This window comes from Tychonema sp. LEGE 06208, from assembly GCF_015207505.1.
Lineage (GTDB): Bacteria > Cyanobacteriota > Cyanobacteriia > Cyanobacteriales > Microcoleaceae > Microcoleus.
Genome location: NZ_JADEWT010000009.1, coordinates 85133 through 93060, shown reverse-complemented (window position 1 = coordinate 93060; position 7928 = coordinate 85133). Strand labels below are relative to the sequence as shown.

General features: G+C 48.5%; 5 protein-coding genes. 2 read left to right on the top strand and 3 right to left on the bottom strand.

Annotated features, from left to right (window positions below):
• Positions 1 to 1090: 1090 nt before the first annotated feature.
• The 3 genes from IQ263_RS04420 to IQ263_RS04410 all read right to left on the bottom strand — a co-directional run bounded on the left by IQ263_RS04420 (position 1091) and on the right by IQ263_RS04410 (position 5116).
• Entirely contained in the window at positions 1091 to 2293 is a 1203-nt protein-coding gene (locus tag IQ263_RS04420; protein ID WP_194066350.1) for a glycosyltransferase family 4 protein, read from the bottom strand.
• 403 nt (positions 2294 to 2696) lie between these two features.
• Entirely contained in the window at positions 2697 to 2843 is a 147-nt protein-coding gene (locus IQ263_RS04415) for a hypothetical protein (protein ID WP_194066349.1), read from the bottom strand.
• Positions 2825 to 5116 (bottom strand): IMS domain-containing protein, encoded by a 2292-nt coding sequence (locus tag IQ263_RS04410; RefSeq protein ID WP_194066348.1) that lies wholly within the window; start codon positions 5114 to 5116, stop codon positions 2825 to 2827. Before IQ263_RS04410 ends, IQ263_RS04415 begins: the two co-directional genes overlap by 19 nt.
• 476 nt (positions 5117 to 5592) lie before the next feature.
• Between IQ263_RS04410 and IQ263_RS04405 the strand changes: the two genes are divergently transcribed.
• Positions 5593 to 6819 carry an RNA-guided endonuclease InsQ/TnpB family protein gene (locus tag IQ263_RS04405; RefSeq protein ID WP_194066347.1) on the top strand — a complete coding sequence of 409 codons (1227 nt, stop codon included), beginning with the start codon at positions 5593 to 5595 and terminating at the stop codon, positions 6817 to 6819.
• Positions 6820 to 6857: 38 nt separating this feature from the next.
• Positions 6858 to 7892 carry a pyruvate dehydrogenase (acetyl-transferring) E1 component subunit alpha gene (gene pdhA, locus IQ263_RS04400; protein ID WP_194066346.1) on the top strand — a complete coding sequence of 345 codons (1035 nt, stop codon included), beginning with the start codon at positions 6858 to 6860 and terminating at the stop codon, positions 7890 to 7892.
• The last annotated feature ends 36 nt before the right edge of the window (positions 7893 to 7928 follow it).

The following is a 7928-nucleotide window of genomic DNA, read 5'->3' as shown; positions in this document are numbered from 1 at the left end:
CGGTGGAGCGATTTAATGCCGTTGATGAGTTGGCAACTCTGGGACGGCTAGGGATTTAGTGGTTGAAAATATACTACGCGGGGCAATCTGCTAATATCAATGTAACTCCTGGACGTGTTGCCCAATCCATGTTGTCGCTTTTAGTTGACATTGGTACTCTTACTAAAATCCCTAAACATAGGGGAAAATCCCCCGGTTGGGAAAAAGGAAAGGTACGTACCAAGGCCCCGTGCTATCCACTGTCAAAAAACGGGTTTTTCGACGTAAAAAGTCTTCAAGGTTAGCCATTTAATCTTCTCCCTCTTGAGTTTTTAAGCAACAGTTTGCCTGAGATTCAAAGGTCGCTACTTTTAGCTGCGCTCATTTTTTAGTCTAAACTACAGGCAATAAACTCCACTCCCTACTAGGGATTGAAACCTTTATCTTCTACTAATCTATACTTCTCACTTCAAGTCGCAATAAACCACACTCCCTACTAGGGATTGAAACTTATTCGGGCAATCTAGAGACGGATATCCCCGAGCCGCAATAAACCACACTCCCTTCTAGGGATTGAAACAAATCGGCGACAACATTGCACAAGCGGGGAAAGAGTCGCAATAAACCACACTCCCTACTAGGGATTGAAACTACCCACACGTTCAAGATGCCTAAATTTAATCGAGCCGCAATAAACCACACTCCCTACTAGGGATTGAAACAGTACGTATGGTATCAAGGGGCTAACGCACCTGAGCCGCAATAAACCACACTCCCTACTAGGGATTGAAACTTTGCGATCGAGCCAAATCAGTCACTAGCATCGATCGTCGCCGCAATAAACCATACTCCCTACTAGGGATTGAAACTTCATTTCACCTCTGGACAAACCAGAACGGGAAGGACGCAACCCGCGCAGCCGCAATAAACCACACTCCCTACTAGGGATTGAAACTTCATTTCACCACCAACCGGAATTCCCCAGATTTCGGTGAGCCGCAATAAACCACACTCCCTCTAGGGATTGAAACTTTAGGAACCCAAACATGAAAATAACATCGATCGAGCCGCAATAAACCACACTCCCTACTAGGGATTGAAACGCGCCAAACTATAAAATTATTGGCTCAAAAATAGATTGATCCTCACCCTGTTTATCCCCTCCAATAACCTCAAACAATTGATCGACTCCACAGCGCCAAGAAAAATGCTCAGCCACAAAACCAGGCCCCGCAACCCTAGCTTTGGCAGCTATTCCAGGCTGTTCGATCGCCCTGAGCATCAAATCAGTCAAATGTTCCCACTCAGGAGCTAACATAAATAAAGTTTCCCCATCGACAACCACAGCCGTAAATTTACTCTCTATCCGCAACGCAAAATCCGATCGCGTAAAATCATCCGTAGGGCCGCCCGCAGTACAGATTACCAGCAAACCGCAAGCTGCAGCCTCCAACACCGGCAGATTAAAACCTTCCGCCAAATAGGGAGAAACATAAACATCCGCAGCTTGGTACAACTCAGCTACTCGATCAAAAGATAGCTGCGTACCAGTATAAATCAATCTCGGTAAAACCCTCGCTCTTTCCGCATCGTCGAGCACCACTCGACAGGCTTCCGCAATCTCGTCTCTGGAAGGATAAAGCAGTTCAGAACCTTTTAAAACCAATCTCGCATGGGGATATTTGTCAACCACCGCAGCAAAGGCTTTTAATAAAGGGCGAATGCCTTTGCGATCCGTTTGTCCGCCGATGTTTAAAAATATAAAATAGTTTGACCAGCCGAAATTGTCCCTGAGCCATTGACGCCGATCGCCCTGGGCCGGATAATAAATCTGAGGATCGACTCCCAAAGGTACAACAGCAATGCGATCGGCTTCAACCCCGCTGCGAATTAAGCCCGCCTTTGACCACGCCGAAGGTGTAATAATTTTTACTTGTGAATTAACGGGAGTTTGGGCGATCGACCTTACCCCCATCGCATCTAATACACTGCGGGTAACAATCCCCCATTCTGTCGCTGCAAATACCCAAGTTTCGGCGCTGCTGGATACTGAAAAGTCCCACGGACAGTACATTCGCAGCGTCACGTCGGCTGACTGATTTACCGCAGGGCTGGGAATGCTGCGGAGTAATGTTTCATTTTGGCGATCGAACACACTAATTTTTGTTTCCCAAGCTGCGTCTATGTAGGGCATATCGCGGTGGAAAAGTTCTATTTCTTTTCGCGGGGGAGCCAGCATTTCTAGCAGTTGAAATTGATTTGCTACGCAGTAGGAATGATAAATAAAACGCCAGCCTTCAACAATAATCTGCAACTCAACACTCCCTCCAAAAAATTAAATTTATAGCATAATAAAGTTCGGCAACGAGCAATTTACGGGATGTAATGGAAGGAAGAAGTCATTAGTTATTAGTTATTAGTTATTGGTTATTGGTTATTGGTTATTAGTTATTAGTTATTGGTTATTGGTTATTGGTTATTGGTTATTGGTTATTGGTTATTGGTTATTGGTTATTGGTTATTGGTTATTGGTTATTGGTTATTGGTTATTGGTTATTGGTTATTGGTTATTGGTTATTGGTTATTAGTCATATCGTTTCCGCTTGCATCGGAATGATTTAACCTTATTAGTACGCAGAGTACACAGAGTCCGAGAATATATATCTGAATCATTCCGATGAATAGAGGATTTGATATCATTCATTAGTCATTAGTCATTAGTCATTAGTGCTGTCGCCTCTGAGCGAACGTACAACGTCATCAGGAAGAAGGAAGAAGTTATTGGTTACTAGCTTCGGGTTGCCAATTCCCAATTCCCAATTCCCAATTCCCAATTCCCAATTCCCTACTTCATCACTTGCCAATCCATAATCCGCCACTGTCCCTCTTGACGGATTAAGTCGTAGCGCACGCGCAGGTCTTCGTTGCGAGAACTAACTAGCCGATCGCCATCGAAGACTTTAGCTTTTTCCGTTACTTGGGCTTCTACTTGCGCGCGATCGGGATTAGTCGGATTTGTCGTAACCCCTTTAACTTGCAGGCTGTGCTGGTAACTCTGGTAGGCGTTGTTTTTCTGTTGAGCATCTGCCATCAATTGCCAGCGAGACAAAGCCGGTTCTGTGAGAACTTGCTTTAATTCTTCGACAGCGTGGTTAGGGCCCAAAGCCGCCGCTTTCGCCGACAGCCAGCTTTCAACTATTTGTTTGGCTGCTGCCTCAGTGACTACTCCCGACACTGCCGCGTTCGGCTCAGGAGCCGGGGAAGCCACCGGGATTTGGATGGGCGGTGCTTCTAGGCTGAGCAAGGGTTGCTCTTCTCGCACGGATTGTAGGGCATTCGCCAACAAACTGAGTATTAACCACAGGATTAACAGGCTCAGGACACCTCCGGCGACAAACAGAGCCAGCCTGTTTGGAGGCATGGACTTGACTTGGGCGGAAATTTGTGCTGCTTTGGTGCGCGTCCGATCGACTAAATCGCCTGCTAGACCCTGGCCAGTCGCTCCGCTGCGCCCGCTGGAACCTGTGCGCCTCCGGGTGGAGGTCGAGGCTGTGGGTCGTGGCGCTGTAGTTGTCGGGAGAGAGACGGCGGAGACGGCGCCTAGTGCTGCAGCCGTTGCGTGGTCTTTCGGGGCTGAGGCTGCGGTAGAGCTGTCTGCCGGTACGGGGGTCAAGGTAACGCTACTGGCTCCCTGTTTGGCTGCTGGGGGCTGCGGGGGTGTGGGTCGGCGATCGCCCGTTGGTTGCAGTCGTCCCTGGGGTTTGCCCGATCGGGGCTGCACCACAACCCATTCGTTGGCCGTTTCTGCATCCGAAGGCAAAGCTTCTAGATAAGCTTGGACTTTCGGGTCAGCAAAGTAATCTTTCAACGAGACTGGCTGATTTGCCAAGTCGCGGAAGTGTGGAAACACTTCTTCTTGCAGCCAGTGTTCGGCGTACAAGCACAGTCCCGGCAACAAATCGGGAGAATCTTGGGAATGTTCGCGAATAAAAGCGAGGGGTTCTTTTTCCGAACTGAGTTCTAGGGCTCTGCTGGCTTCTTCTGTTTGGCCCAGCAGCAGCGAACACACGGCTTTTTCGAGGTGAACGTCTTGGCGGCGGCCGAGCTGCATCAGCATCAGCTTAGCGCGGCGGATCATCGCAGGTGCTCTGGTGGCAAATCCTTGGGCTAACAGGGTGTAAACCGACAGGTAAGTAGCGACTGCCGAAGGGCGACCGGCTTCGGCTTCAAATAGAGTCTGCTGTTCGCTGCTGGTTAGGTGTTTCCGCAGTTGCTGGACGAAGCGGAGGAAGTCTTCTATGCCTAAACCGGAGCGATCGTCCCCCGAACCGTCGATGCCCTCCCGTTCTTCGAGCATTTCCCGCAGGATTTGCAGTCCCTGACGGCGCTCGGCGACTTTTTCTTCCGGGAGCGAGAGTAATTCTAAAATGTTGTACGGACGGAGTTTGTATATATCGGCTTGCATTTCACCCCTCACGCTTGGAAATAGGCTTTCGCGCAGCAGCAGTTCTTGACCTGCTTCTAATGATTTGGCGGCATTTTGGTATTGACCTTGCTGCCACTGTTCGCGACCGAGTTCTAGACACGCAAGACTTACTGTTAAAACTATATCCGGCCGCACGAGCTGGCGATCGCCGAAGCGGCCTTCGTCGATCGCGATGCTGCCATTGTTGAGATACGGGCGACCCAGTTTCTGTACGAGTTCGTATTCTCCCAGTTCTTGCAGTACGAGCAGGGCTCCTACGAATTGGTTGTCATCGATTTCAATACTTGGAGTGTGGGGGTCGGGAGCGGCGTCTAAAGCCTTAGATTCTGCCGGAGCAGTTTCTCCTGCATCTTGCAAAACAGTGGCCGGCCCATTTGAGGTTTTTAACCTCTGCTTGGCTGCAATTGCTGCTTCCGACTCTCGATCGTATGTTTTGGCTAAAAAACTCGCATCATAAGCTTTGCGCGCGTCTGAGTCTGACAGAACGGCGCAGGCTTCATCGATCAATTGTTTGCGGGCGACGATCGCAACTTCGGAATACTCCCGACGCGGAAGCTGTAAAGTTCGATCGCGGTGAGCCTGCTGCAACTGTTCGGCAGTAGCTTGAATCGGTAGACCCAAAATCCGGTAGTAATCTAGTGGAATTAACACTACGTCCACTTCCCCAAAGCGCTAGCAACTAAATTAGCCTATCTTAGCTAAGGTTGGTTTTTAACAAAAGCATTAGTGACAACTTAGTCGGGTTTCTGCAATAGTCCGTGCTGTCGGAGCGGCACGCCAGCCCCCTGCTTCCCTGATTTTAACAACTTCCCAACAGCAGGGCGAGAAAATTTTCGACCATTTTCTGCTGGGTTGTGTCCTCTGTCGGTTTACATTTAGCTTAGTCGCGGGAAGCCCCGCGATCTAATGGTAAGTAACCACACAAAATTAATTACATAAAGACTCCTTGCTAGGTAAGGGTTTCAGTAGAAATCTCGTGTAATTAATTCGGAACTACTACTTACGACCTTGAGCGACGGGATGTTCGCTGTGCGAGTCAAGGGGTTCGATGCCCCGCCGACGAGCAAATAATCTTTGCCACCACCCTATTATTTATCATGTTCTGTAAACCGTGTTAACATAATGGAATGTTAAAAGCAGTCAAGGTCAGACTTTACCCCACGGATGCACAGCAAGCTCATTTGGCTCAAGCTTTTGGGTGTGCCCGTTGGGTCTGGAATCAGTCACTTGCGGCTATGTCAATAGCTTACAAAGAGACGGGTAAAGGTTTGTCTGCTCTTGATATGAAAAAGCAGATTCCGTTCTGGAAAGCTGAACACGAATGGCTAAAAACTTGCTATTCACAATGTCTTCAGCAATCTGTGCTAAATCTATCTCAAGCGTTCATTAACTTTTTTGACGGACGTACTGGTTATCCATCTTTCAAAAATCGCCATGGTCGGCAATCCCTTCAATATCCCGCAAATGTCAAACTATTGAGCCAAGGCGAAATTAAATTCCCAGGTTACTTAGGAACGGTAAAAGCTAAGGTTCATCGAGACATAGAAGGAAAGTTGAGGACTGTTACGGTGTCGAGGATGCCCGATCGTCGCTATTATGCTTCGCTATTGGTCGAGGATGGTCTTGACTCGCCAGAACCCAGTAGTCAAGGCAAGACGATTGGGCTAGACTTGGGGCTGATTGATTTTGCCGTCACTTCGGATGGCTCAAAATACCAAAACCCACGGCATCTTAAGAAGCATGAGCTTAACTTAAAACGCAAACAGCGAAAGCTATCTCGCAAAAAGGATAAGACCACGAACAAGCGGCGTAAAGCTCGTATTGCTGTGGCAAAAGTGCATTCTAAAATTTCGAGAGTGCGCTCGGATTTCCTCCACAAGCTGTCCCGTAAGACAGTTAACGAAAACCAAGTTATCGTGGTGGAAAATCTAGCAGTGAAAAACATGGTCAAACATCATCACCTTGCCCAGGCAATTAGTGATGCAGGTTGGGAAATGTTTTGCACCATGCTCAAATACAAAGCAGAGTTTGACGGCAAGATTTATCTAGAAATAGGCAGGTTTTTTCCCTCTTCTGACCTTTGCTCAAATACGCTGCTACAAATCCCAAAGATGGATCTCTGTGTCCGCTCGTTTGATTGCCCTCGTTGCAATCAGCGACATGACCGAGATGTGAATGCGGCGATCAATATCAGAAATGAAGGCTTACGGATTTTGGCGTTGGGAATCAGCGCTACTGCCCTTGGACGCAATGTAAGACCAAAACGGTATGGACGCAAGTCTACTACTGTAGAGGCTGTTGCGGTTGAATTGGGAAGCCCGCGTTCTATCTGTACTCAGACGAACGTCGGGTAATTCACATGTTTAAGTAGGCGATCGGGTATTAATTTTTTATGGCTGAGGAACGGATTGTACCAGTTTTTGACGCACAGAGCGTAACTATTTCTCGTGAGGAGGGCTTGATGCTCTACGAGGATATGGTTTTGGGGCGTTTGTTTGAAGACAAGTGCGCTGAGATGTACTACCGGGGCAAAATGTTTGGTTTTGTCCACTTGTACAACGGCCAGGAAGCGGTGTCTACTGGCGTGATTCGATCGATGCGCCGCGATAGTACGGATTACGTCAGCAGCACCTACCGCGATCACGTTCACGCTTTGAGCGCGGGCGTACCGGCGCGGGAAGTGATGGCGGAGTTGTTCGGAAAGGAAACCGGTTGCTCGAAGGGCCGGGGCGGTTCGATGCATATGTTTTCGGCCGAACATCGGCTGTTGGGAGGCTATGCTTTTGTGGCTGAGGGGATTCCGGTAGCTACGGGGGCGGCTTTTCAATCGAAGTACCGGCGCGAAGCTTTGGGCGATGAGAGCTCCGATGGCGTAACTGCTTGTTTTTTTGGCGATGGTGCTGCAAATAACGGGCAGTTTTTTGAATGTTTGAATATGGCTGCTTTGTGGAAATTGCCGATTCTTTATGTTGTGGAAAACAACAAATGGGCGATCGGCATGGCCCACGAGCGAGCCACTTCTGACCCCTTGATTTACAAAAAAGCTCATGCTTTTGGCATGGCTGGATTCGAGGTTGACGGGATGGATGTTTTGGCGGTGCGGGAAGTCGCCAAGGAAGCCATAGCACGGGCGCGGGCTGGCGAAGGCCCGACTTTAATCGAGGCTTTGACTTATCGCTTTCGGGGTCATTCTTTGGCCGATCCTGATGAGTTGCGCTCTAAGGAAGAGAAGGAATATTGGTTCCCCCGCGATCCGATTAAGAAGTTGGCTGCTGATTTGATCGATCGCACTTTGGCTACTGCTGAAGAATTAAAAGCGATCGACAAAAAGATCGAAGCTGTAATTGATGATGCGCTAGATTTTGCGGAGAAGAGTCCCGAACCCGATCCGAGCGAATTGTATCGGTATATCTATGCTGAAGATTAGTAGTTAGTTCGCGATAATTTGCGTTGAATTGCAGCC

Excerpts from the sequence above, each read along its gene's own strand:
- pdhA (WP_194066346.1), top strand. The coding sequence starts at position 6,858 with ATGGCTGAGGAACGGATTGTACCAGTTTTTGACGCACAGAGCGTAACT.
- IQ263_RS04405 (WP_194066347.1), top strand. The coding sequence starts at position 5,593 with ATGTTAAAAGCAGTCAAGGTCAGACTTTACCCCACGGATGCACAGCAA.